Origin of the sequence: Chromobacterium violaceum ATCC 12472, assembly GCF_000007705.1 — a bacterium.
GTDB classification, from domain to species: domain Bacteria; phylum Pseudomonadota; class Gammaproteobacteria; order Burkholderiales; family Chromobacteriaceae; genus Chromobacterium; species Chromobacterium violaceum.
Genome location: NC_005085.1, coordinates 92,348 through 111,673, shown reverse-complemented (window position 1 = coordinate 111,673; position 19,326 = coordinate 92,348). Strand labels below are relative to the sequence as shown.

The window sequence follows — 19,326 nt, the reverse complement described above, 5'->3', positions numbered from 1 at the left end:
AGCAAAGGTCGCGGGCAGACTCCGGCTCGGGCGCGGGATGACCGCTCTGCTACAATCGCGGCATTGAAATTGCAGGAGGCCGCCATGAGCCTGATTCCCGAAATCAAACCCCAGCAATCGCTGGAGCTGCTCAAAGAGCTGCACATCCTCACCCGCGACGGCAAGATCAACCAGGACACCCGCCGCAAGTTGAAGCAGGTCTACCACCTGTATCAGTTCATCGAACCCTTGATGGCCGACGTGCTGGAGAAGAAAGGCGCGATGACGCTGGCCGACCACGGCGCCGGCAAGTCCTACCTCGGCTTCATCCTGTACGACCTGTTCCTGAAGGAGAAGGCCGCCGGCCATGTCTACGGCGTGGAGACGCGGCAGGAGCTGGTGGACAAGTCGCGCGAGCTCGCTGAGCGCCTGGGCTTCGAGCGCATGGGCTTTCTCAACCTGACGGTGGAACAGTCGATCACTTCGACCGCGCTGCCGGAGCAGGTGGACATCATCACCGCGCTGCACGCCTGCAACACCGCCACCGACGACGCCATCCGCTTCGCGCTGGCCAAGGACGCCCAGTACATCGTGCTGGTGCCCTGCTGCCAGGCCGAGGTGGCGTCGGTGCTGCGGCAGAAGAAGAACGAGACCTTCGGCAAGACGCCGCTGTCGGAGTTGTGGCGCCATCCCATCCACACCCGCGAGTTCGGCAGCCAGTTGACCAATGTGCTGCGCTGCCTGCAGCTGGAGGCGCGCGGCTACCAGCTGACCGTTACCGAGCTGGTCGGCTGGGAGCACTCGATGAAGAACGAGCTGATCATCGCCAAGAAGACCGGCAAGGGCAAGAACAGCGCCCGCGAGCGCCAGCTGGCCATTCTGGACGAATTGAACCTGATGGATCTGCGCGAGCGCTTCGCCTACTGATGGCCGGACGGCGGGACATCCGTTCCGCCGCCCCTCCTTTCTCCTAGCGCGCCGCCGCCGGGACGAACTTGAATTCCTGTATCACCACTTCCACTTCCTTGTCGTCCGCCGGCGGCTTGCCCTGGAACAGCCACAGGTTCAGATGCACGGGCAGCGGCTGCTGCGGCACGCGCTGCGCCGCGTCGACCGGGGCGAAGCGCCAATGGGCGATCGGATAACGGTCGCCGTCCTGGAAGCCATGCAGCGACTGGTATTCCACCGCGGCCGCGTTCCAGTCGAAGCGGTGGGTGCTGTAATCGCCGCCCAGCGCGAAGTCGAAGCTGTACGAGGTCGGCGCCGGACCCGGCTGCGCCGGGTAGACGGTGTAGTTGCCCATGGGATTGGCCGGACTGCCCCAGCGCGCGAACTCGATGTCGATCTCGTTGCTGCCGTCGGGGCCGACGTCCGGCGTCGGGTAGTTGAACAGGCCCAGCACCACATTGGGGTCGAAGCGGTCCGGACGGCCGATCAGCTTGAACTGGTAGCGGCCGAAGCCCAGCCGCTGCGGCAGATAGAGCTCGGCGGCGGTCCATTGGCCGCCGCGCTTGGCGATTTTCAGATGCAGCCGGCCCTGGGCGTCCAGCCAGACGTTGTTCTCGTCCCAGACATTGGGGCCGGGCCCGCTGCTGCCCTGGTTGCGCACTTCCCAGTCGTAGCCGGAGAAGCGGAGGGTCTTGGCGGATGCGGGCTGGGCCAAGGCCAGCGCGGCCGATAGCGCGCAAGCGAGCGCGAACGCGGTTTTCATGATGGCGGCTCCTGAGGGGGGGAAACCGCCATGCTGCCATGAGCCCCGTCTGGCGCGCAGCTGTCCAGTCCGACAGGATAGTCTGCTTAAGGACTTTTTCTTATAGCCGGAAGCGCGCGGTCACGTTTTGCAGATTGTGCGACAAGGCGTTCAGTTCGCTGGAGGTGGTGGCCAACTCCTCCACGGTGGCGCTGTTGGATTCCGCCATCTGCGACACCTGCTCCATGCTCTGCGCCAGGCTGAGGCTGGCGGTGCGCTGCTCGCCCAAGGCGCTGGTGATGTTGCCTATGGTGCCGACGATGCCGCGGGTGCTGCCTTCGATCTCCTCCATCGAGTCGCTGGCCTCGCGCGCGCTGCCGGAGACCGCGTCCACGCTGGACAGGCTCTGCTCCATGCTGCCCACCACTTTTTCCACGCCTTGCTGGATGGCGCTGATCATCTGGGTGATTTCCTGCGCCGAGCTGGCGGTGCGTTCGGCCAGCTTGCGCACCTCGTCGGCCACCACGGCGAAGCCGCGGCCCATCTCGCCGGCGCGGGCCGCCTCGATCGCGGCGTTCAAGGCCAGCAGGTTGGTCTGGTCGGCCACGTCGCGGATCACGGTGACGATGTTGCCGATGCGCTGCACCTCGCCGGTCAGGGAGCGCATTTCTTCCGAGGTGGCGGCCACCGCGGTGCTGACCGACTGGATCTTGCCGACCGAGGCCTGCACCGCGTGGCCGCCGCGGCCGGCCAGCTCGCCGGCATCGCGCGCCTGGCGCGAGGCCTGATCGGAATTGTCGGCGACGTGGTTGATGCTGACGGTCAGCTGCTCGATGGTGGCGGCGGCCTCGGAGGTGGCCTCGGACTGGCGCTGCGCGCCGGTGGCCACCTGCTGCGCCATGCTGGCCAGCTGGTGGGCGGAGTCGGATACCTGGTTGGCGTTGTCCTGGATGCTGGACACCACTTCGCGCAGGCCCTGCCGCATGTTCTGGATATTGCGGGCGATTTCCATCGCCTCGTCGCGCGAGGGCGGAAAATGCTCGTCCGCGCCGGTCAAATCTCCTTCCTGGATATGCCGAACCAGTTCGACCGACTTGCGCAGCGGCGAGGTTACCAGGTTGGAAATGAACAGCGCGATGGCGATGGCGACCACCAAGGCCACGCCAGCCGCCGTGAATACGACGGAAACCGCTTGACTGTAAGCGGCATTGCTGGCCTCGACCGCCTCTTTGACTTTCCCGTCCTGATAGGCTTTCAATTCATTGAACTTTTGCGAGAACGCATCGATAGCCGGCGCGAAACGCTTCTGCAGGAAAACCTTGGACTCCTGATCCTTATTGGCGCGAATCAACTGGTACAAGGGCGCGTACAGCTCCGACAGCGCGGAGCGGGCCTTCAGCGCCTGCTCCAAAATGCCGCGCCCTTTCGCCGATACCAGCGTCTTGTCCAACTCGTTGAGGCTGGCGGTGTTTTCGGCGCGCAAGGCTTCCACTTTGCTGATGTTGGACTCGATATCTTGCGGATGGTCCGAAAGGACCGCGTCGCGGATGAGCTTGGATACCTCCTGCGTGGTGATGACGATCTTGTTGCACAACTCGGCCTTGGGATAACGGTTATTGGTGATCTCGCGCCGATTGGCCTGCATCGCGCTCAGGTTGGCCACCGCCGTCGCCACGATCACCGCCAGGATGGCAATCAACAAACCATATCCCAACAGCAACTTTTGTTTAACAGATAGTTGGTGCAACATCTTGCGCCTCCGCAAGTTCGAACCCGGACATTCGCAGGCCCCTCTCGCTGAAAAATAGCCCGCATCCTGAGCCAGCGCAAAAATGAAAATGAAAGGATAGCCTTGCGTCTCAGCGACTTGCCGCCGCCAAGCGGAGTTTCTCATTCCCCTCCGGATTGCCTAAGCTCAAACCTGCTAAACCGGCAAGGGGAGAGCATCGATGCAGGTGGGGGAAATCTTCGACAAGGCCTCGGGCAAGCTGCCCATGGTTCCCAAGGTGGTGCAGGAACTGGTGGCCAGCTTCCACCGGTCGGACGTCAACATCAACGACATCACCGACATGGTGATGCACGACCAGGTGCTCAGCGCGCGGGTGCTGCGGCTGGCCAACAGCGCGCGTTTCGGCAGCAGCCGCCGGGTCGGCTCGCTGGACGACGCGGTGATCCTGCTGGGCTTCGACAACCTCCGGGTGCTGGTGATCGCCTCCGGTGTCACCGGCGCCACGCTGGGCATCAGCGGCTTCGACATGAAGGCGTTCTGGCTGCGTAGCTTCGCGATGGCCAACACCGCCAAGCTGCTGGCCAAGCTGGCCGGGCTGGAGGCGCAGCTGGGCTATACCTGCGGCCTGCTGGCCGACATCGGCGAGCTGGTGCTGTACGTGGCGGTGCCGGAGCAGGCGCAGCAGATAGACCGCATCGTCGCCGGCGGCGCCGAGCGCATCGCCACCGAGCGCATGCTGTTGGGCCTGGACCTGACCGAGCTGGGGGCCGAGCTGGCCCGGCGCTGGAACTTCCCGGACGAGATCCAGGAGGCGATCTACCGCCAGCACGATCTCTTGAACGACGAGGCCTCCCCGTACGCGCTGCTGATCGGCCTGACCTCCTTCGTGGTGTCCGGCTTCCGCCACGGCATGAGCCCGGAGGACATGCTGGCCGGCCTGCCCGACGGCGTGCTGGAGAGGCTGGGGCTGGACCGCGAGCGCATCGCCGGGGAGATCGACGCGCTGCAGCAGTCCAGCACCCTGGTCGACGAGCTGTTCTAGGGGCTGTTGACGTTTGGTGAGTGGATCGCGTTTGCGCCGATTTGGGACGGAAGCAAGGCGCACAGTCAGACGCATAGTCATGCTATGCAAGGGCTGGGCAACGCGGCTTCCGTCCCAAAGCGGCCAAACCCGCAGGGCCAGGCGCTTTTCGCGACGACGCTTCCTTGTTCCGCGCTGGCAGAGAATGACTATGCGGCGCGCGAAACGCCTGGATTCGCCGCAAAACGCATCCCGGCGCGACCGCTCGGCAAACGTCAACAGCCCCTGGCGCCGGCCTGCCTCAGGCCGGCTGGCGCAGCTCGCGGCGCAGGATCTTGCCGACGTTGGACTTGGGCAGCGCGTCGCGGAACTCGACGTGGCGCGGCACCTTGTAGGCGGTCATGTTGTCGCGGCAGTGGCGCAGCAGTTCGTCCGCCTGCAGCGACGGGTCCTTGCGCACCACCACGATCTTCACCGCCTCGCCGCTGCGCTCGTCCGGCACGCCTATGCAGGCCACCTCGCGCACGCCCGGATGCTGGGCCACCACGTCCTCCACCTCGTTGGGATACACGTTGAAGCCCGATACCAGCACCATGTCCTTCTTGCGGTCCACCAGCTTGAGCAGGCCATCGGCGGTGCGGATGCCGATGTCGCCGGTGGCGAAGAAGCCATCGGCGTGGAACACCTTGGCGGTCTCCTCCGGCCGCTGCCAGTAGCCGGCCATCACCTGGGGGCCGCGCACGCAGACCTCGCCCGGCTCGCCGTCGGCCGCCGGGCGGCCTGCGTCGTCGCGCAGTTCCACTTCGGTGCCGGGCACCGGCATGCCGACGGTGCCGGTGTAGCGTTCCGCCGCCAGCGCGTTCACCGATACCAGCGGCGAGGCCTCGGTCAGGCCGTAGCCTTCCAGCAGCACCAGGCCTGTCGTCCGCTGCCAGGCTTCGGCCACCGCCTGCTGCACCGCCGCGCCGCCACCTATCGCCACCTTCCAGCGGCTGAAGTCCAGCTTGGCGAAGCCGGCGTGGTGGACCAGCGCGTTGAACAGGGTGTTGACGCCGGTGAAGGCGTTGACCGGATGGCGGGCCAGCTCGGCCACCAGGCCATCCAGGTCGCGCGGATTGGTGATCAGCAGGCTGTTGCCGCCCAGCCGGGTGATCAGCAGGCAGTTCACCGTCAGCGCGAACACGTGGTACAGCGGCAGCGGCGTGGCCACCACCGCCCGGCCTTCGATCAAGGCCTCCCCGAGCACCAGCCGCGCCTGCTCGACATTGGCCAGCAGGTTGCGGTGGCTGAGCATCGCGCCCTTGGCCAGGCCGGTGGTGCCGCCGGTGTACTGCAGGATGGCCAGCGCGTCGGGCGCCAGCCTGGCGTCGCGCCAGCGGGTGGCGTCGCCGGCGGCCAGCGCTTTGCGGAAGGAGATGGCGCCGGGGAGGCGGTAGGACGGCACCAGCTTCTTCACGTAACGCACCGCCGCGTTCACCAGCCAGCGCTTGGGCGCGGGCAGCATGTCGCCGACGGCGGTGACGACCACATGCTGCAGCGAGGTGTCGGCGCGCGCCTGCTCCACCACCTGGGCGAAATTCTCCAGCACCACGATGGCGCGGGCCTGGGAGTCGGCCAGCTGGTGATGCAGCTCGCGCGCGGTGTACAGCGGGTTGACGTTGACCGCCACCAGGCCGGCGCGCAGCACCGCGTACAGCGCCACCGGGTACTGCAGCAGATTGGGCATCATCAACGCTACCCGCTCGCCGGCGCGCAGCCCCAGGCCGCGGATCAGGTAGTCGGCGAGCCGGGCGCTTTGCCGGTCCAGCTCGCGATAGCTGAGATCGAGGCCCATATTGTGGAAAGCGGTGTGGTCGGGATAGCGGGCGACGGTCTGCGCCAGCATCTGTCCCAGCGAGGCGTCGGGCAAGGCGTCTATCCGGTCGGGGGTGTCCGGGTGGCGGGCGAAATCCTGCATGTTTCCTCCTGTGCTCGCGGCATGGGCGCCGCGGATAATCTTTATAAGTATTTGTTGCGGCTTCCAATTCGTAACGCGCGGTACTGTTGCGACACTAATCGATGAGCATAATAATTTCAATCGAACGTCGGATTCATTTTGTTGCGGGAGGGGAAGTCGGCGCGCAGACCATGGCTGCGCGGACGGGGGGCGACGGCCTGGGCGCGCGGGCGAAGAAAACAAAAACCGCCGGGCCTTGCGGCGCGGCGGTTGCGGATCGGGCGGGGGGAGAGCGCTCAGCTTTCCTCGTCCTCCAGGTCGTCCTCGACGTGGTCGAGGCGGCCGGTGTAGCGCAGCTCCACCTCCTGCGTCAGCAGGTCCACCTTGACCACCGACAGCTGCACGCGGTCGCCGCGCGCCAGTTCCGGCAGGCCGGGGATGCGCAGCCTCAGCGGCAGGCCGTCGATGCGCACCAGGTCTTCCTTGATCACGGCGGCGGTCGGCTCGGTGATGTTTTCCTGCAGCAGATACTTCAGGCACCAGTAGTGCTCCATCTTGTCCTGGAACGACAGATAGGCGCCGTAAGTGGCGTCGAAGTCGCGCAGGATGGCGAACAGCATCGCGTCGCCCTGGGCGAACTGCGGCTTCTCGCCGCGTATCATCGCCGCCAGCTGGCGCTGGTTGATGAAGTCGCTGGCGCGGCGCAGCGGCGACGTGCTCCACGCGTACTGGGCGACGCCCAGGCCGATGTGCGGCTCGGGGCGGGTGGTCATCCGCACCTTGCCCATGCTCTGCGCGCGGTACATCGCCGGGATGTCGGCCTCGGCCAGCATCCGGCCCCACTCGCTGTTGGCCAGGATCATCAGCTCGGACACCAGTTTGTCCATCGGCGCGCCGCGCTTGCGGATGGTGATGGACACGCGGCCGTCGACGACGTCGATGTTGTAGTCGTGCTGTGCCGGACGGGTGGGGTCGTACTTGCCGCGGCGCTTCTCCAGCGCCTCGGCGAATTGCCACAGCCAGGTCAGCTCGCGCTTGAACGGGTAGTCGACGCCCGGATCGTTGGCCAGCGTCTCCTCGTTGAACACCTGTTCCAGCTCGGCATGGCGCAGGTTGGCGGCCACCGGCACTCTCTCGATGCGGTTCTCGAACGCCACCGGCTCGAATGCCGGCGTCACTTCGACGTACAGCGAGAATGCCGGGCAGTCGCGGCCTTCCTGCAGCGTGAAGGCCTGCACCACGTCGTCCGGCAGCATGGTGATCTTGTCGCCGGGGAAATAGGCGGTGGACAGGCGCGACAGCATCATTTTCTCGATGTCGGAATCCTGCGGCACGCCCAGCGTCGGCGCGGCGATGTGGATGCCGACGCGCTTGTTGCCGTTCGGCAGGTCCTCGACCGACAGCGCGTCGTCGATCTCGGTGGTGTTGGCGTCGTCGATCGAGAACGCGCGCACCGCGGCCACCGGCAGTTCCGGCAGCTCGGCCGGCGGCGCGTACTTGCCGAAGCCGGCGCCCTTGGGGAAGTACTCCATCAGGAAACCGGCCATCAGGTAGTCCGGCACCGACGGAATGCCGCCCACCTTGTCCGCGAGGCGCTGCGGCGGCAGGTTCAGCTCGCGGCTGGCCTGGTCGAAAGCCTTGAATTCCAGCGCGTTCTTGTCGGGCTTCCACAAGAGCTGCATCAGCTGCGAACGGATGGCTTCCGGCAGCGCGCCGGCTTTCAATTCAGCCACCCAGCCGTCTATCTGCTCCTGCTCGCGCTTCTTGCGCTCGACGCCGGCCAGCGCGGCCTGCAGCGCCTCCTGCGGCGCCTTCTTGTAACGGCCCTTGCCCTTCTTGTAGAAGTACATCGGCGCGCCGTGCAGCCGGCTGATCAGCGCGGCGGCCTCGGCGGCGGAGGGCTGATGGCCGAAATAATCGGCGGCCAGGTCCTGGTAGCCGAACTCGTCGTCGGGGCTGCACTCCCACAGGAAGTCCAGGTCGATATCCGCGGCCAGCTTGTCCGCCGACGGCAGAAAATCCGCCAACGGGGAGCTAAACTCCAGAAAGACGTTGGCGCTCTTGATCTTGGCGCGCTTGCCGTGCTGGGTGTCCACCTGCAGGCTGGCGTCGCTGCGCGACACAATGCTGCCAACCTTGAAACTGCCGCTCTCTTCGTAAAAAACGTTCATCAAAACTTGCCAGGCCGTTGAATTTAAGGGCGGATTATAACAGTTCGCTCCGGCGACAGAGCCACAAACTTCGCCGTCGAGACGGCCGGATTCAACAGGAAACGGAAGCACCGCCCGATGAAACAGGCCGCGTCCATCCATCCAGGCCAGCGCATCCACCTGGCGCGGGAAATCGACCGCATCGGCTACATGCTGGTGTCGCGCTGGGAGCGGCCGCTGGCCGCGCATCTGCTGTCGCTGGTGACGCGGCTGGAAACCCTGGTGCGCACCGTCAGCCTGGCCGAGCTGGCCAAGGAGGCGCGCGCGCTGGCCACGCTGCTGGAGCAGTGGCTGCAGAAGCCGGAGGCGTCGCCGTCGGAGCAGGCGCGTTATGGCCAGCTGCGCCACCACCTGGGCGTGGTCTGCCAGCTGGGCCTGATGGAGCGCCAGCAAGGGCTGGGCAATCTGGACGGCTTGCTGCAGCCTGGGGGCGCGGATTCGCTGTTGTACATGTGGCTGCCCGCAGGGCTGGTCGACGGCCGGCTGCAGCGCCAGCTGGCCTGCTTCGGCTTCGAGGTGACGGTGGTGTCCCAGGCGGCCAAGCTGGCCAAGGCGCTGCAGCGCCAGGCGCCGGCCGCGGTGGTGGCTTTCGCCGACTTCACCCACAACGATCCCATTTTGCAGCTGGCGCCGGCGATCAGCAGCTGCTGCCCGCTGGTGGTCACCTCGCCGCGGCGGGACTTCCCGGCCAGGCTGGAGGCGGTGCGGATGGGGGCCAGCGGCTTCCTGGACTGGCCGCTGCAGGTCAACCAGCTGGTGGACCTGCTCAGCTTCGGCGACATCGGCGAGCGGCGCGATCCCTTGCGGGTGCTGATCGTCGAGGACATGGCCTCGCTGGCGGGCCTGTATTCGCGGGTGCTGGGCGCGCACGGCGTGGAGGCCACCAGCGAGACCAACCCGGAGCGGGTCCCGGAGCTGATCGAGCACCTGAATCCGGACCTGATCCTGATGGACATGTACATGCCGCAGTGCAACGGCATCGAGCTGGCCAAGGTGATACGCCAGCAAAGGCTGCTGGACGGCATCCCCATCGTTTTCCTATCGGTGGAAAAGCGGCAGACGGTGCAGCTGGACGCGCTGACGCTGGGCATAGACGGTTTCCTGACCAAGCCGGTGGCGCCGGAGGAACTGGTGGTGACGGTGGTCAACCGCGCCCGCCGCTACCGCAAGCTGCGTTCCTACATCGCCAACGACAGCCTGACCGGCCTGCTCAACCATTCCCATCTGCACGGCCAGCTGGACAGCGCGATACTGCGGGCGCGCCGCGTCGGCCAGCCCTTGTCGCTGGCGATGCTGGACCTCGATTACTTCAAGCAGGTGAACGACAACTACGGCCATCAGGTCGGCGACGAGGTGCTGCTCACCCTGGCGCGCTTCCTGAAGGAGAGGCTGCGGCGCACCGATCTGGTCGGCCGCTACGGCGGCGAGGAGTTCGCCATCGTGCTGGGCGGCACGCCGGCGGACAAGGCGCATGGGATGCTGGAAACCTTGCGGCAGGACTTCGGCCTGCTGGAGCAGCAGGTGGGCGAGCGGACTTTCCGCCAGACCTTCAGCGCGGGGATCAGCTCGCTGGCCAGCGCCGCCACCTCGACCGAGCTGGTGCAGCAGGCGGACGAGATGCTGTACCGCGCCAAGGCGGCCGGCCGCAACCGGGTGGTGTGCCACGGCGGCTAGAAAAACAAAACCCCCGCGAGGCGGGGGCGTGCAAGCGGCGGCCAAGCCGCCGGCCCGCCCGGGGAACGGGCGGGAAAGTCCATCAATTACTTGATGTTGTACTTGATCGAGTAGATCACGGCGTTCTGGTACGCGGTGCTGCCCAGCTTCTGGTCGGCGTAGCGGTACTGGATGCCGGTGGTGACCGCTTTGGTCGGGGTCCACCACAGCGCGATGGCGCCGTTCTGGCCTACGCGCGGACGGTCGCCGCTCTTGTACGCGCCGATGAACTTGTCTTGGCGGTTGAATTCGGTTTCATGCCATTGAGTCAGCATCAGGTTCTGGCCGAATGCTTGGAACGGATACAGCATCACGTAACCGGTCATGAAGCCGTTGTAGCCGGATGCGGAACCAGCAGGCATCAGGGCATCCATTTGGTTGTGAACGCCGAAGAACGGCTTGATGCTCAGCGCGCCGAAGCTCAGGTCGGTGCCCAGACCCAGAACACGGTTTTGGGTGAAGAAATGGCGGTCCGCAGGGCCATTGCCGCGGGTGTCGTAGATGTGGCCGTACAGCTGCACCGGCACGCCGCCGACTTCAGCCAGGTTGTAGCGGCCGACTACCTTGGTGGTGAAACGGCGATCGCGGCCTTGGGTATTGCCATTGCCCTTGCCCGGGTTCTCGATGTCGAAGAAGCCGTACAGCTCGCCCCACTTGGCGCCCAGGCCGCCTTCAGCTTCCAGATAGCCAAAATCCTGTTTGCCGGATTGTTGGGTGGTACGATCCGACCAGTCCAGCCAGTTGGCGCTGACGTTTGCGAAAGAGTATTCACCACCGGCATGAGCCAGTGCGGAGGCGGCCAACAAGGACAGGGCCAGCAGCGACTTGCGAGTATTCATTGTTTCACCAGACTATTTTCGTGTAGTAATCATCCGACAGGCTGTCGGCGAGCGCGCGCAGATTAGACGTAGAAAGGGACGTATGCAAACAATTTGTCACCTATCTGTCGCTTTTCTGCAAAGAAACATTGAGATGTTGTAACAAAATGACAGAAGCGTTACATCCTGTCGCCATAATGCCACATGGAAATATCTCCACGTGGAGATAAGTATCTGAGTGCGCGCCGGTTTCTGGCTTGCTTCAGGTCAAACCATCTGGCCGGGCCAGCCGAAAATCCGCAGATCCACCTTGCCGCTGGCATTGAATTCCACCCCTTCCTCCTCCAGCAGCAGCCTTTGCCAGTCGGCGTGGTGGCTGCCCGGCCGCGACGGCCTGCCGCCGGCGCCCAGCACCCGGTGCCAGGGCGCGGTCACGCCTTCCGGCAGGTTGCCGAGCAGATGGCCGACGTGGCGCGAGTGGCGCGGGTAGCCGGCCAGTTCGGCCAGCGTGCCGTAGGTGGTGACGCGGCCGGGCGGCACCTCGGCCAGCAGCGCCAGCACGCGGCGGGCGAATTCGGGCGGCATCAGCGGTAGCGCGGGTCGGCGACGTAGGGATTGCCGCGCTTCTCCGCGCCTATGGTGGTGAACGGGCCGTGGCCGGGGATGACCACGGTGTCGTCGGGCAGCACGAACAGCTTTTGCTGGATCGCGTCTATCAGCTGCTGGTGGTTGCCCATGGGGAAGTCGGTGCGGCCGATCGAGCCCTGGAACAGCACGTCGCCGGCCACCAGCACCTTGGCGGCCGGGCTATGGAACACCACGTGGCCCGGGGTGTGGCCGGGGCAATGGATCACGTCCAGCGTTTCCTGGCCGACGGTGACGGTGTCGCCCTCTTCCAGCCAGCGCTGCGGCGTCAGCGGCTCGCTGCGCGGGAAGCCGAACATCTGGCCCTGGGTCGGCAGCTGGTCCAGCCAGAAGCGCTCCGCGCGCTGCGGGCCCTCGATCGAGACGCCCAGCTTTTCCGCCAGCCTGGCGGCGCCGCCGGCGTGGTCGATGTGGCCGTGGGTCAGCAGCAGTTTTTCCACCGTCAGGCCCTGGCCGTCCACCCAAGCCTGGATGCGTTCGATGTCGCCGCCGGCGTCGACGACGGCGGCCTTGCGGCTGGCGTCGCACCACAGCACGCTGCAGTTCTGGGCGAACGGGGTGACCGGGATCACGTGGTATTTCAGGGCCATGGCTATGCTCGCGGACAAAAGTCGTAATCGGACATTTTGTCATGGCCTAGGGGCTTTGGGGAGGGGCGTAGGGCGGAAGCCCGGCCTTGGCCGGGCGTTCCGCCTAAGTATTATCAGCAGTAGATGGCGGAACGCCCCGTTGGGGCTTCCACCCTACGAATACAGCGCCCGCTCGATGAACTGGCGCGGCACCTTGGGCTTGGGGACGCGCACGTCGAACCAGCCGCGCACGTCGCCATCCAGGCCGATGCCGTGCATGAAGTTGTACAAGGCCTTGTTCAGCCCGCGGCCCATCAGCTCGTGGTCGGTGCCGGTGGGGTCGATGAAGCCGACGTCGTTCTTGGCGAAGTCGCCTTTGGGCAGCGGCACCAGCTTGACGCCGTATTCTTCCGGATTCTGTCCCACCGGCGAATGCACGGTGCAGGCGAAGCGGTGGAAGAAGCCGGACTGGATGCAGCCGTGGTCGAACAGCTGGCGCACGTATTCCAGCGCGTCCACCGTGTCCTGCACCGTCTGCGTCGGGAAACCGTACATCAGGTAGGCGTGCACCAGGATGCCGGCCTCGGCGAAGCCGTGGGTGACGCGCGCCACCTGCTCCACCGACACGCCCTTCTTCATCAGCTTGAGCAGGCGGTCCGACGCGACCTCCAGGCCGCCGGAGATGGCGATGCAGCCGGATTCGGCCAACAGCTGCGCCAATTCCGGCGTGAACGACTTCTCGAAGCGGATATTGCCCCACCAGGAGATGGACACCTTGCGCCGCAGCAGCTCTTCGGCCAGCGCCTTCAGCATCTTGGGCGGCGCGGCTTCGTCGACGAAGTGGAAGCCGGTCTGGCCGGTTTCGGCGATGATGGCCTCGATGCGGTCCACCAACAGCTCGGCCGACGCCGTCTCATAGCGTGAGATGTAGTCCAGCGTCACGTCGCAGAAGCTGCACTTTTTCCAGTAGCAGCCGTGGGCGATGGTCAGCTTGTTCCAGCGGCCGTCGCTCCACAGCCGGTGCATCGGGTTCAGCATGTCCAGCAGCGACAGGTAGCGGTCTATCGGCAGGCCGTCCCAGGTGGGCGTGCCGACCTCGGAGAACGGCACGTCGGCTTCCTGCAGGTTCACATAGCGCACCGCGCCGTCCTGGCGCAGGAAGGTGCGCGCCAGCCGGCTGACGCCGCGCTTGCCTTCGAGATGCTCCATCAGCGCCAGCAGCGGCTTCTCGCCGTCGTCCAGCGTCACGTAGTCGAAGTAGTCGAACACGCGCGGCTCGGCCAGCTCGCGCAGCTCGGTGTTGACGTAGCCGCCGCCGAGGCAGATCTTGATGTCCGGCCATTGGCGCTTGATGGTCTGGGCGATGCGGAAGGCCGCGTAAACCGCGCCGGGGAAGGGCACCGAGATCAGCACCAGCTGCGGCTGGTGCTTCTCCACCGCCTCGCGCGCGAGCGCGGCCAGCGTGTCGTCCACCCAGTTGGGCTCGGCCGCCAGCGCCTTGGCCAAGGGTTCGAAGGTGGGTTGCGACAGCGCCAGCGATTCGGCGTAGCGGACGAACTCGAAGCGCGGGTCCACCGCCTCGCGCAGCACGTCGGCGATATCGTTCAGGTACAGCGTGGCCAGGTGGCGGGCGCGGTCTTGGGTGCCCAGCGCGCCGAAGGCCCAGGCCAGCGGGTCGCCGCCGTCCGGGTCGTCCGGATCCACGTACACGTCCAGCGACGCGAAGCGCGGGCCTTCCGGCAGGTAGTTGCGGCCGGCGATGCGGTAGGACAGCGTGGCGTCGCGGCCCTGCAAAAAGCCGATCACCGCGTCCACCGTCGCGGCGTAGCGCTCGTAGGAGATGTCGAACTGCATCATGCAGTCGGTGCGCTGGCGCATCGGGATGCGCTGCACGTGCTCGCGCAGCGTGGCCAGGCCGGCTTTGGAGAACAGCCGCAGCACCAGCGCCAGCGCCAGATCCTCCTGGAACGCGGCCACGCCGCGCGAGCGCAGGAAGCCGGTCAGGTAGGCGGTGGAGGGGTAAGGCGTGTTCAGCTGCGTCATCGGCGGGATGAGCGACAGCGCGCGCAGGGAGCTGGCAGACATGGTGCGTGAAATCCAGGCGGTGGTTCAAAAAGCATAGCCGGGCTTGCGCCCGGCCATGAAGAATTGTCCCACAGCGGACGATGCGAGACTAGGCGGTCTTGGCGCTGAACTGCTCGAAGGCGGCCAAAGCGTGGGCGGAATACATCAGCGACGGGCCGCCGCCCATGTAGACCGCCATCGCCAGCGCTTCTTCCACTTCCGTCTTGCTGGCGCCCAGCTTGACCAATGCCTGGGCGTGGAAGCCCAGGCAGCCGTCGCAGCGCGCGGCCACGCCCAGCGCCAGCGCGATCAGCTCCTTGGTCTTCTTGTCCAGCGCGCCGTCGCGGGTGGCGGCGCGGGCCATGTCGTTGAAGCCCTGCATCACCTCGGGCACGTCGGCGCGCAGCGTGGCCAAGTGTTTGGAGATGGCGTGGGTCAGTTCCGGGTAGTTGACTTCGTTGCTCATGCTCGGGACTCCCTATCAAGGTGGGGCGGCGATCCGCCAAATAGTTTATTGATTTATATAATATCAATTGATATATTGAAGTCAAGCCGTTCCGCAAGAGAGTCCGACATGAATCAAACTTCACCCAGCCTCGCCCAGATGCGCGCCGCCGCCGGCCAGGCCTGCGGCCTGCTGCGCGCGCTGGCCAACGAAGACCGCCTGCTGCTGCTGTGCCAGCTCAGCCAGGGGGAGCGGTCGGTGGGCGAGCTGGAAGACGCGGTGGGCATCCGCCAGCCGACGCTGTCGCAGCAGCTGGGCGTGCTGCGCGGCGAGGGCCTGGTGGCCACCCGCCGCGACGGCAAGCGCATCTATTACTCGGTGGCGGACGCCAACGCGCTGGCGGTGCTGGCCACCTTGTACCAACGCTTCTGTCCCGGGGAGGACGCCTGATGATCATAGACTGGAGCCATTTCACGCCATGGAGCGCGCTGGCCGGCGGCGCGCTGATAGGCCTCGCCGCCGCCTGGCTGATCCTGTTCAACGGCCGCGTGGCCGGCATCAGCGGCATCGTCGGCCATCTGCTCTCGCCGGGCGGCGACAAGGGCTGGCGGCTGGCCTTCGTCGCCGGTCTAGCGTTGTCGCCGTGGCTGTACCGGCTGTTCGCCGCGCCGCCGGACGTCCAGCTGGACGACAGGTGGGGGCTGCTGATCGCCGCCGGCCTGTTGGTCGGCTACGGCAGCCGCCTGGGCTCGGGCTGCACCAGCGGCCACGGCGTGTGCGGGCTGGCGCGGCTGTCGCCGCGCTCGCTGGCGGCGACCCTGGCCTTCATGGCCGCCGGCTTCGCCGCGGCGTGGCTGACGCGGCACTGGATAGGCTAGGAGAACGAGATGAAGCTTGTCAGCGCTTTTCTTGCAGGGCTGATGTTCGGCATCGGCCTGATCGTGGCCGGCATGGCCAATCCGGCCAAAGTGCTGGGTTTCCTGGACCTGGCGGGCCGCTGGGACCCGTCGCTGGCGCTGGTGATGGCGGGCGCCGTCGCCGCGGCGCTGCCGGCCTTCGCCGTGGCGAAACGGCGCGAGCGCGCGTGGCTGGGCGAGGCGATGCAGCTGCCGGCCGCGCGCGGCGTGGACCGCCGCCTGCTGCTGGGCAGCCTGGTCTTCGGCACCGGCTGGGGGCTGGCCGGCGTGTGTCCGGGGCCGGCGCTGGTGCTGGCGGGCAGCGGCTTGCCGTCCGGCCTGCTGTTCCTGGCGGCGATGCTGGCCGGGATGTGGGTCCATCGCGTCAGCGCGAGGTGAATGCCGCCGCAAAGGCATGGGCAACACGGGGCGCGGCGATCTATATTCCTCTTCATGTCATTCGAATGGAGGCGGCCATGAAGTTTTGGATAGGCATCGCGCTGTTGGGATCGGGGATGCTGGCGGGCGCGCCGGCGGGGGCCGAGCCGGCGCAACAGGCCCGGCAGTGGTGCGCCAGCTGCCATGGCGCGGACGGCAATGGCCCGGGGCCGGCGCCGAGGCTGGCCGGACAGCAGGCCGGCTACATCGCCCAGCAGCTGCAGGCCTTCCGCCTGGGCCAGCGCGCCGACGGCGGCGCCCACGCCGCGGCCTTGGCCGCATTGGCCAGGGAGGATGAGGTCAAGGCGCTGGCCGCGTATTTCGCCGCGCGGCGGCCGGCGCGGCCAAAGCCGGCGGCGAGCGGCGATCCGGCCTTGCTGGCCGCCGGGCGCAAGTTGTACGCCGAGGGCAATCTGGCAGTGGGCACGCCGCCCTGCTTTTCCTGTCATGGCGACCGCGGCGAGGGCGGCAGCGCCGCGCCCGGGCTGGCCGGGCAGCTGCCGGCCTACCTGGCCCGGCGCATGCGGGTGTCGGACGCGCCGCAGCCGGATGCGGCGATGGAGATGCAGGAAATCCTGAAGACGATGAGCGCCGACGATATCCAGGCCTTGCTGGCTTACCTGGCCACGCTGTAGCCGGGCAAAAGAAAAGGCCACGCAAGGTGGCCCCAAGTTTCGGAGAAAAAAGTCCGTCCGGCACGGCTGTCCGGATGGACACGGTCCGCGCGCGCGGCCCGTCTTTTTCAGGCGATGATTCTAACGCCGACAATGGCGGCAGGCAATCCGTTCAGTCGCCCAGCGCCGCCAGCAGTTCCGCCTGCTGTTCGGCGATCAGCGCGTCGGTCAGCTCGGCCAGGTCGCCATCCATCACGTAATCCAGCTTGTACAGCGTCAGATTGATGCGGTGGTCGGTGATGCGGCCTTGCGGGTAGTTGTAGGTGCGGATGCGCTCGGAGCGGTCGCCGGAGCCGATCAGGCTCTTGCGCTCGGCCGCTTCCTTCTGGTTCTTCTCGCGCAGCTGGATGTCGTAGATGCGCGCCGCCAGCACCTGCATCGCGCTGGCCTTGTTGGCGTGCTGCGAGCGGCCGTCCTGACACTCCGCCACAATCCCCGTCGGAATATGGGTGATGCGCACCGCCGAGTCGGTCTTGTTGATGTGCTGGCCGCCGGCGCCGCTGGCCCTGAAGGTGTCGATGCGCAGGTCGGCCGGGTTCAGCACCACTTCGGCGATCTCGTCGGCCTCGGCCATCACCGCCACCGTGCAGGCGGAGGTGTGGATGCGGCCTTGGGTCTCGGTGGCCGGCACGCGCTGCACGCGGTGGCCGCCCGATTCGAATTTCAGCCGCGAGTACGCGCCCTGGCCCACCAGGCGGACGATCACTTCCTTGTAGCCGCCGAGGTCGGACTCGCTGGCGGAGACGATTTCCACCTGCCAGCGATTGCGTTCGGCGTAGCGGGTGTACATGCGCAGCAGGTCGGCGGCGAACAGCGCCGCCTCGTCGCCGCCGGTGCCGGCGCGGATTTCCAGGAAGATGTTCTTGTCGTCGTTGGGGTCCTTGGGCAGCAGCAGCTTCTGCAGCTCCAGGTCCAGCGCTTCCAGCTTGTCCTTGCCTTCGGCGATTTCCGCCTGGGCGAATTCCTTCATCTCCGGATCGGCCAGCATGTCTTCCGCCGCGGCGATGTCGCCCTCGCACTGCCGGTAGGCGGAGAAAGTCTCCACCACCGGCGTCAGCTCGGCGTGCTCGCGGGTAAGTTTTTTAAAGGCTTCCATGTCCTGGGTAGCCGTTTCGCTGGCAAGCAGGTGGGTCACCTCTTCCAGGCGGTCGGCCAGCTGGGCGAGCCTGGCCGCGATAGACGCTTTCATTACGACTCCGGGTGTAAACGGTAAAGCCGCGCGATGGCTTGCACCTGCGCGTCATGCTCCGCGCCGCTGCCCGAGGACAGGGCCTGGGTCGGCGGGTGCATCAGTTTGTTGGTCAGCTGGACGGACAGGGCCTCCAGCACTTTTTCCGGCGCGTCGCCGCGCGCCAGCTGTTTCAGCGCGCCTTCCAGCGCATGGCGGCGCGCGCGGTCGGCCTCGTCGCGCAGCGCGCGGATCAGCGGCACCGTCTCGCGTTTCTTCAGCCAGTCGGTGAATTCGGCGACGCGCGCCTGGATGATGGTCTCGGCTTCCTCGGCGGCGTTCTGCCGCGCTTCCTTGCCCACCTCGACGATGCCGGCGATGTCGTCGACGCTGTACAGGAACACGTCGTCCAGCTTGCCGACCTCCAGCTCGACGTCGCGCGGCACGGCCAGGTCCAGCATGAACATCGGGCGGTGGCGGCGCGCCTTGATCGCCCGCTCCACCATGCCCTTGCCGATGATGGGCAGCTGGCTGGCGGTGGAGGTGACCACCACGTCGTAGCGCGCCAGCGATTCCGGCAGCTCGGCCAGCGTGATCGCGTTACCGCCGAACTGCTCGGCCAGCCGCTGGCCGCGCTCCAGCGTGCGGTTGGCCACGGTGATACAGGACGGGTTGCGCGCGGCGAAGTGGGTGGCCACCAGCTCTATCATCTCGCCGGCGCCGACGAACAGCACGTTCAGTTCGGCCACCGACGGGAAAATCTGCTCGGCCAGTTTCACCGCCGCCGCCGACATCGACACCGAGCTGGCGCCGACCGCGGTGCTGGAGCGCACCTCCTTGGCCACTGCGAAGGTGCGCTGGAACAGGCCGTTCAGCAGCGTGCCCAGCGCGCCGGCGTGCTCGGCGCTGCGCACCGCGTCCTTCAACTGCCCCAGGATCTGGGTTTCGCCCAGCACCATGGAGTCCAGCCCGGACGCGACGCGGAAGGCGTGGCGCGCGGCCTGGGACGCTTCCAGCCGGTACAGGTAGGGCTCCAGCTCGGCCCGGCTCAGGCCGTGGAACTGGCACAGCCAGTCCAGCGCGGCATGGGGGTCCGGACTGCTGCAGTAGATCTCGGTGCGGTTGCAGGTGGAGACGATGGCCGCCTCCCGCGCAGCCTGCGAGGCCAGCAGACTTTCCAGCGCGCGCGGCAGGGTTTCGGCCGGGAAGGCCAGTTTTTCCCGTATCGACAGCGGTGCGGTGTGATGGTTGAGTCCGAAGGCAAGCAGATGCATGGGCGGAAACGCCGCAGACGAAAACAGGACATTTTAGCCTAACTCGCCGATGCCGTC

General features: G+C 66.6%; 18 protein-coding genes. 7 read left to right on the top strand and 11 right to left on the bottom strand.

The window, feature by feature from the left end:
• Nucleotides 1–84 precede the first annotated feature (84 nt).
• On the top strand, nucleotides 85–906 hold the full coding sequence (locus CV_RS00425; protein WP_011133652.1) for a class I SAM-dependent methyltransferase: 822 nt from the start codon (nucleotides 85–87) through the stop codon (nucleotides 904–906).
• A 43-nt stretch (nucleotides 907–949) separates the two neighbouring features.
• On the opposite strand, the gene CV_RS00420 is transcribed toward CV_RS00425, so the two are convergent.
• Together CV_RS00420 and CV_RS00415 are read right to left on the bottom strand one after the other, a co-directional pair.
• Nucleotides 950–1,690 (bottom strand): glycoside hydrolase family 16 protein, encoded by a 741-nt coding sequence (locus CV_RS00420; protein ID WP_011133651.1) that lies wholly within the window; start codon nucleotides 1,688–1,690, stop codon nucleotides 950–952.
• A gap of 100 nt (nucleotides 1,691–1,790) precedes the next feature.
• Entirely contained in the window at nucleotides 1,791–3,419 is a 1,629-nt protein-coding gene (locus tag CV_RS00415; protein WP_011133650.1) for a methyl-accepting chemotaxis protein, read from the bottom strand.
• A gap of 199 nt (nucleotides 3,420–3,618) precedes the next feature.
• Here CV_RS00415 and CV_RS00410 point away from each other — a divergent pair, with 199 nt between their 5' ends.
• Nucleotides 3,619–4,440: an HDOD domain-containing protein gene (locus tag CV_RS00410; protein WP_011133649.1), complete on the top strand. Its 822-nt coding sequence runs from the start codon at nucleotides 3,619–3,621 to the stop codon at nucleotides 4,438–4,440.
• A gap of 280 nt (nucleotides 4,441–4,720) precedes the next feature.
• On the opposite strand, the gene CV_RS00405 is transcribed toward CV_RS00410, so the two are convergent.
• Together CV_RS00405 and CV_RS00400 are read right to left on the bottom strand one after the other, a co-directional pair.
• Nucleotides 4,721–6,376, bottom strand: a complete 1,656-nt coding sequence (locus tag CV_RS00405; RefSeq protein ID WP_011133648.1) for an AMP-binding protein — start codon at nucleotides 6,374–6,376, stop codon at nucleotides 4,721–4,723.
• A 275-nt stretch (nucleotides 6,377–6,651) separates the two neighbouring features.
• Complete coding sequence (locus CV_RS00400) at nucleotides 6,652–8,526, bottom strand: ribonuclease catalytic domain-containing protein (protein ID WP_011133647.1); 1,875 nt, start codon at nucleotides 8,524–8,526, stop codon at nucleotides 6,652–6,654.
• Between the two features lie 117 nt (nucleotides 8,527–8,643).
• On the opposite strand from CV_RS00400, the gene CV_RS00395 reads away from it, so the two are divergent.
• The gene (locus CV_RS00395; protein WP_218567050.1) at nucleotides 8,644–10,239 is read left to right on the top strand and encodes a GGDEF domain-containing protein; all 1,596 of its coding nucleotides are present in this window, start codon (nucleotides 8,644–8,646) and stop codon (nucleotides 10,237–10,239) included.
• 86 nt (nucleotides 10,240–10,325) lie between these two features.
• Here the strand turns inward: CV_RS00395 and CV_RS00390 are convergent, their stop codons facing one another.
• From CV_RS00390 to CV_RS00370, 5 genes are all read right to left on the bottom strand, one after another.
• Nucleotides 10,326–11,117, bottom strand: coding sequence for an outer membrane protein OmpK (locus CV_RS00390; protein WP_011133645.1), 792 nt, complete (start codon nucleotides 11,115–11,117; stop codon nucleotides 10,326–10,328).
• A 246-nt stretch (nucleotides 11,118–11,363) separates the two neighbouring features.
• Complete coding sequence (locus CV_RS00385) at nucleotides 11,364–11,681, bottom strand: MGMT family protein (protein ID WP_011133643.1); 318 nt, start codon at nucleotides 11,679–11,681, stop codon at nucleotides 11,364–11,366.
• Entirely contained in the window at nucleotides 11,681–12,331 is a 651-nt protein-coding gene (locus CV_RS00380) for an MBL fold metallo-hydrolase (RefSeq protein WP_011133642.1), read from the bottom strand. Before CV_RS00380 ends, CV_RS00385 begins: the two co-directional genes overlap by 1 nt.
• A 153-nt stretch (nucleotides 12,332–12,484) precedes the next feature.
• On the bottom strand, nucleotides 12,485–14,395 hold the full coding sequence (locus tag CV_RS00375; protein ID WP_043595168.1) for a B12-binding domain-containing radical SAM protein: 1,911 nt from the start codon (nucleotides 14,393–14,395) through the stop codon (nucleotides 12,485–12,487).
• 88 nt (nucleotides 14,396–14,483) lie between these two features.
• Nucleotides 14,484–14,840 carry a carboxymuconolactone decarboxylase family protein gene (locus CV_RS00370; protein WP_011133640.1) on the bottom strand — a complete coding sequence of 119 codons (357 nt, stop codon included), beginning with the start codon at nucleotides 14,838–14,840 and terminating at the stop codon, nucleotides 14,484–14,486.
• 108 nt (nucleotides 14,841–14,948) lie between these two features.
• Between CV_RS00370 and CV_RS00365 the strand changes: the two genes are divergently transcribed.
• The 4 genes from CV_RS00365 to CV_RS00350 all read left to right on the top strand — a co-directional run bounded on the left by CV_RS00365 (nucleotide 14,949) and on the right by CV_RS00350 (nucleotide 16,788).
• On the top strand, nucleotides 14,949–15,269 hold the full coding sequence (locus CV_RS00365; protein ID WP_011133639.1) for an ArsR/SmtB family transcription factor: 321 nt from the start codon (nucleotides 14,949–14,951) through the stop codon (nucleotides 15,267–15,269).
• Nucleotides 15,269–15,697 carry a YeeE/YedE family protein gene (locus CV_RS00360; protein WP_011133638.1) on the top strand — a complete coding sequence of 143 codons (429 nt, stop codon included), beginning with the start codon at nucleotides 15,269–15,271 and terminating at the stop codon, nucleotides 15,695–15,697. Before CV_RS00365 ends, CV_RS00360 begins: the two co-directional genes overlap by 1 nt.
• 9 nt (nucleotides 15,698–15,706) lie before the next feature.
• Nucleotides 15,707–16,114, top strand: a complete 408-nt coding sequence (locus CV_RS00355; RefSeq protein WP_011133637.1) for a DUF6691 family protein — start codon at nucleotides 15,707–15,709, stop codon at nucleotides 16,112–16,114.
• 77 nt (nucleotides 16,115–16,191) lie between these two features.
• The gene (locus CV_RS00350) at nucleotides 16,192–16,788 is read left to right on the top strand and encodes a c-type cytochrome (RefSeq protein WP_052278735.1); all 597 of its coding nucleotides are present in this window, start codon (nucleotides 16,192–16,194) and stop codon (nucleotides 16,786–16,788) included.
• Nucleotides 16,789–16,939: 151 nt separating this feature from the next.
• On the opposite strand, the gene prfA is transcribed toward CV_RS00350, so the two are convergent.
• Complete coding sequence (gene prfA, locus CV_RS00345; protein WP_011133635.1) at nucleotides 16,940–18,016, bottom strand: peptide chain release factor 1; 1,077 nt, start codon at nucleotides 18,014–18,016, stop codon at nucleotides 16,940–16,942.
• Nucleotides 18,016–19,269, bottom strand: coding sequence for a glutamyl-tRNA reductase (hemA, locus tag CV_RS00340; protein ID WP_011133634.1), 1,254 nt, complete (start codon nucleotides 19,267–19,269; stop codon nucleotides 18,016–18,018). The genes prfA and hemA overlap by 1 nt, the downstream gene beginning before the upstream one ends.
• Nucleotides 19,270–19,326 lie beyond the last annotated feature (57 nt).

What these genes read in the sequence shown, in the direction of transcription:
- CV_RS00425 (WP_011133652.1), top strand. Translation starts at nt 85, where the DNA reads ATGAGCCTGATTCCCGAAATCAAACCCCAGCAATCGCTGGAGCTGCTC.
- CV_RS00420 (WP_011133651.1), bottom strand. Translation starts at nt 1,690, where the DNA reads ATGAAAACCGCGTTCGCGCTCGCTTGCGCGCTATCGGCCGCGCTGGCC.
- CV_RS00415 (WP_011133650.1), bottom strand. Translation starts at nt 3,419, where the DNA reads ATGTTGCACCAACTATCTGTTAAACAAAAGTTGCTGTTGGGATATGGT.
- CV_RS00410 (WP_011133649.1), top strand. Translation starts at nt 3,619, where the DNA reads ATGCAGGTGGGGGAAATCTTCGACAAGGCCTCGGGCAAGCTGCCCATG.
- CV_RS00405 (WP_011133648.1), bottom strand. Translation starts at nt 6,376, where the DNA reads ATGCAGGATTTCGCCCGCCACCCGGACACCCCCGACCGGATAGACGCC.
- CV_RS00400 (WP_011133647.1), bottom strand. Translation starts at nt 8,526, where the DNA reads ATGAACGTTTTTTACGAAGAGAGCGGCAGTTTCAAGGTTGGCAGCATT.
- CV_RS00395 (WP_218567050.1), top strand. Translation starts at nt 8,644, where the DNA reads ATGAAACAGGCCGCGTCCATCCATCCAGGCCAGCGCATCCACCTGGCG.
- CV_RS00390 (WP_011133645.1), bottom strand. Translation starts at nt 11,117, where the DNA reads ATGAATACTCGCAAGTCGCTGCTGGCCCTGTCCTTGTTGGCCGCCTCC.
- CV_RS00385 (WP_011133643.1), bottom strand. Translation starts at nt 11,681, where the DNA reads ATGCCGCCCGAATTCGCCCGCCGCGTGCTGGCGCTGCTGGCCGAGGTG.
- CV_RS00380 (WP_011133642.1), bottom strand. Translation starts at nt 12,331, where the DNA reads ATGGCCCTGAAATACCACGTGATCCCGGTCACCCCGTTCGCCCAGAAC.
- CV_RS00375 (WP_043595168.1), bottom strand. Translation starts at nt 14,395, where the DNA reads ATGTCTGCCAGCTCCCTGCGCGCGCTGTCGCTCATCCCGCCGATGACG.
- CV_RS00370 (WP_011133640.1), bottom strand. Translation starts at nt 14,840, where the DNA reads ATGAGCAACGAAGTCAACTACCCGGAACTGACCCACGCCATCTCCAAA.
- CV_RS00365 (WP_011133639.1), top strand. Translation starts at nt 14,949, where the DNA reads ATGAATCAAACTTCACCCAGCCTCGCCCAGATGCGCGCCGCCGCCGGC.
- CV_RS00360 (WP_011133638.1), top strand. Translation starts at nt 15,269, where the DNA reads ATGATCATAGACTGGAGCCATTTCACGCCATGGAGCGCGCTGGCCGGC.
- CV_RS00355 (WP_011133637.1), top strand. Translation starts at nt 15,707, where the DNA reads ATGAAGCTTGTCAGCGCTTTTCTTGCAGGGCTGATGTTCGGCATCGGC.
- CV_RS00350 (WP_052278735.1), top strand. Translation starts at nt 16,192, where the DNA reads ATGAAGTTTTGGATAGGCATCGCGCTGTTGGGATCGGGGATGCTGGCG.
- prfA (WP_011133635.1), bottom strand. Translation starts at nt 18,016, where the DNA reads ATGAAAGCGTCTATCGCGGCCAGGCTCGCCCAGCTGGCCGACCGCCTG.
- hemA (WP_011133634.1), bottom strand. Translation starts at nt 19,269, where the DNA reads ATGCATCTGCTTGCCTTCGGACTCAACCATCACACCGCACCGCTGTCG.